This window comes from Mycobacterium sp. (assembly GCF_051006775.1).
Lineage (GTDB): Bacteria > Actinomycetota > Actinomycetes > Mycobacteriales > Mycobacteriaceae > Mycobacterium.
The window spans coordinates 1-2778 of record NZ_JBPCSX010000205.1 but is presented as its reverse complement, the minus strand read 5'-3'; the positions used below and the strand labels follow the sequence as shown (position 1 = coordinate 2778).

The following is a 2778-nucleotide window of genomic DNA, read 5'->3' as shown; positions in this document are numbered from 1 at the left end:
GCAGCGGCTACGGCAGCGGTTCCCCACCTTGCAGGATCCGCCCAGCGATGACATCTGCTACGCGACCCAGAACCGGCAGGGTGCGGTCAAGGCGTTGGCTCCGGAATGCGATCTGGTGGTCGTCGTCGGCTCACGCAACTCGTCGAATTCGGTCCGACTGGTGGAGGTGGCACTGGGTGCCGGTGCCAAGACGGCCCATCTTGTCGACTACGCCGACGACCTCGATCCGGCGTGGCTCGACGGTGTCAGCACCGTCGGTGTGACGTCTGGCGCCTCAGTGCCGGAGATTCTGGTGCGCGGTGTCCTTGAGCGGCTGGCCGGATTCGGTTACAGCACAGTGCAAACGGTTACTACCGCCAATGAGACGACGGTCTTCGCACTGCCCCGCGAGATCCGCCCGCCGCGTCGCTAGCGGCGCGGACGGCCTTCTGGGTCGTCTGCCGAACCGCGGTAGCGCACCCGGGACACCGGGTGGTGGGTGCTGCTCCCGTTGTCCCGTCTCCGGCGCGGCGGTTCCGACGGGTAGTCATACCGATCCCGATACGGCTCATAACCGCGATCCGGTTGCGCTTCAAAGCGGCTGTCGCGGGTCCGATCGCGCGGCTCCCGGCGTTGCGGTGGGGGAGTGCGACGTTCGCCCTCACGCGGCCTGCGGGGCCGTTCGCGGGGATCGGCGGTGCCCCGGGCGGGCTGACGCCGCGGGCGCGGTGGCACGCCGTATCCGGCTTCGTCGTATCTGACATCCCGGTATTCGGTATCCCGCGCTGGGCGAGGGTTGCGGGACCGCGGCGGCTCCGGGCGCTCGGCTCGCGGCGGTCGCGGGCGGGCTGACGAACGGGAAGCCTTGGCGGCCGTGGAACGGCGAACGCCGTGCCGCGGTTCGTCGCCGGTGGCGGGCCGGGTCAGGGATGCGAACCGCGTCGCCAATCCGGCGAACCGGCTCGGCCGGGCCGCGGCGGGAGCAGCGTGCTCGGCGACGGAGCTGTCTGCGCCCATGGCCAAGTACCAGCGCGCCATTCCGATCAGCAATACGGCTGCCGAGGTGAACAGCATCAGCGGGAAGCGTTCGATCAGTGGATAGCCGCACGTGATCAGCACGTCTTTCAGGCCCGCGAAGCTTGATCCGTGGAATAGGAAGTAGGCCAGCGGGACGGCGACGAACAGCAGCAGCGGCGGCTGGATCACCGCGGTGAAGATGCCACTCTGCCGCACCGCGAGCACCGCCGCGATGCAGCCGAGGGCGTAGCAGGCGGCGAAGAGGAAGCCGAGATCCTGATGACCGGAGCCTGCCTCGACGGCGAAACCGGCCAGCGTCGCGGTCACCGCGATCAGGACCGCAGCCCACGGCGGCACCCCCGCGATTCCGGGGTGTGCGGAACGCTGATCTGCGACGACCACCGTTCTGGTCCGCTGAGCTGGCACCCCTAGACCGTACCGGCTCACCCTGCGGACAGGCTGCCAGCGCGGCTCGCGGCGTGCCTGCTCCTAGACTCTTCTCCCTGTGAGCCTCAGCCTGGGAATCGTCGGTCTGCCCAACGTCGGAAAATCGACCTTATTCAATGCGCTGACCCGCAATAACGTGCTGGCGGCCAACTATCCGTTCGCCACCATCGAACCCAACGAGGGCATCGTCCCGATGCCTGATCCCCGGCTGGACAGGCTGGCCGAGATCTTCGGCTCTGAGCGCATCCTGCCGGCGCCGGTGACCTTCGTCGATATCGCCGGCATCGTTAAGGGCGCATCGGAGGGTGCCGGGCTGGGTAACAAATTCCTGGCGAACATCCGGGAGTGCGACGCGATCTGTCAGGTGGTCCGTGTCTTCGCCGACGACGATGTCGTCCACGTCGACGGCAAGGTGGACCCCCGTTCGGATATCGAGGTGATTGAGACCGAGCTGATCCTCGCCGATATGCAGACCCTGGAGAAGGCGGTCCCGCGGCTGGAAAAGGAAGCCCGTAACAATAAGGATCGCAAACCCGTGCATGAGGCCGCGCTGGCTGCCCAGGCGGTGCTCGATTCCGGGACGACTTTGTTCGCCGCAGGCTCGAAAGTGGACAGTGCGCTGCTGCGCGAGCTGAATCTGTTGACCACCAAGCCTTTTCTGTACGTCTTCAACGCCGATGAGTCGGTGCTCGCCGATGACGCCAAGATCGCCGAGTTGCGCGAGATGGTCGCCCCAGCGGACGCGGTGTTCCTCGATGCCAAAATCGAATCAGAACTCCAGGAGCTCGACGATGAGTCGGCCGCCGAGCTGCTGGAGTCGATCGGGCAGACCGAACGCGGTCTGGATTCGTTGGCCCGCGCGGGTTTTCACACCCTGAAGCTGCAGACCTATCTCACCGCCGGCCCGAAAGAGTCGCGCGCCTGGACGATTCATCAGGGCGACACCGCGCCCAAGGCGGCCGGGGTGATCCACACCGACTTTGAGAAGGGCTTCATCAAGGCGGAGGTGGTCTCGTTCACCGATCTTGCCGAAGCCGGTTCGATGGCGGCGGCCAAGGCCGCCGGCAAGGTGCGTATCGAGGGTAAGGAATACGTCATGCACGACGGAGACGTGGTGGAGTTCCGGTTCAACGTGTGAACAGACACCTGTTGGTGAACTACATCTACATCGACGCCCAGAGCATCACGGTCGGTGCGACCGATGATGAGCGCTGGGCCTGGGAACTTGAGAGCGGCCACAACGGCGGTGATGCCTTCTCGTTCGTCCAGGCGACGATCACCGAGAGCAGCGACGGCTACGCCCCGGCGGAGACGGTCACATTCCTCATCCAGCCT

The 2778-nt window shown here is 66.1% G+C and carries 3 protein-coding genes and 1 pseudogene; 3 read left to right on the top strand and 1 reads right to left on the bottom strand.

All coding sequences use genetic code 11. The features are described 5' to 3' along the window. A pseudogene (locus ACR2JI_RS14505) lies at nt 1-412 on the top strand (4-hydroxy-3-methylbut-2-enyl diphosphate reductase); the annotation flags it as partial. On the opposite strand, the gene ACR2JI_RS14500 reads toward ACR2JI_RS14505, so the two are convergent. Beyond that, complete coding sequence (locus ACR2JI_RS14500) at nt 409-1422, bottom strand: DUF6542 domain-containing protein (protein ID WP_526391136.1); 1014 nt, start codon at nt 1420-1422, stop codon at nt 409-411. The pseudogene ACR2JI_RS14505 and the gene ACR2JI_RS14500 sit on opposite strands and share 4 nt — an antisense overlap. Before the next feature lie 79 nt (nt 1423-1501). On the opposite strand from ACR2JI_RS14500, the gene ychF reads away from it, so the two are divergent. Beyond that, a complete protein-coding gene (gene ychF, locus ACR2JI_RS14495; protein WP_526391134.1) occupies nt 1502-2581 on the top strand; it encodes a redox-regulated ATPase YchF in 1080 nt (359 codons plus the stop codon). Then, a partial coding sequence (locus ACR2JI_RS14490) for a hypothetical protein (RefSeq protein ID WP_526391132.1) occupies nt 2578-2778 on the top strand: 201 nt, incomplete at its 3' end. The genes ychF and ACR2JI_RS14490, both read left to right, overlap by 4 nt.